The organism is Xanthovirga aplysinae, from assembly GCF_009711365.1.
Taxonomy (GTDB): domain Bacteria; phylum Bacteroidota; class Bacteroidia; order Cytophagales; family Cyclobacteriaceae; genus Xanthovirga; species Xanthovirga aplysinae.
In genome coordinates this window covers 1-574 of record NZ_SMMB01000174.1, presented here as the reverse complement: position 1 = coordinate 574, position 574 = coordinate 1, and the positions used below count along the sequence as shown (strand labels likewise).

Annotated in this window: 1 protein-coding gene; it reads right to left on the bottom strand. The window is 38.9% G+C overall.

The features are described 5' to 3' along the window. Positions 1-188: 188 nt before the first annotated feature. On the bottom strand, positions 189-574 hold a 386-nt coding region (locus tag E1171_RS00300; protein ID WP_155202995.1), incomplete at its 5' end, for a tail fiber domain-containing protein.

Sequence of the window (574 nt, the reverse complement as noted above, 5' to 3'; positions counted from 1 at the left end):
AGCATACGGCCGCCTTCTGTAAAATGTAATCGTTTCATTGTTAATTCTATTTCGTTTATGATTGAGGAAACAATTCCTCTACTTTTGAGTACCTAAAAAGCTTTCTAAGCATTTTAGTTAGGTGGGCTAGTGGACTACTTTGGATTTGATGAATTAAATAAGTAGGTGCTTTTGGATCGTTGGTTTTACTACTCTCCGAATATGGATCGCCAGAGTTTACTTACTTTTTCTAAAGTGGGAGCGGTTAACTCCTCTAACATGCTTTTAATGGCCTTGAGCTCTTCCTCTTGTTCTTTTATTTTTTGGGCTTGCATTTCGACCACCTTTTGTTGTTGATCGAAACGTTTATTGGTTTCCTGAATAGCAGCTGTGTTGATGGCTCCAAGGTTACCATAATTAAGGCTGTAAAGGTCTTTTTCTTCCGAATAGTGAACCAGCTCCGGAAAAATATCTTTGACTTCCTGAGCCCCAAAGCCAATATGCTTGCGCCTTTCTTTTTTATCTGCTTTATAGTGGTATCGGATAGGGTTCATTTGCATGACCTTATCCAACACCCCTTCCATGCAACAAATAT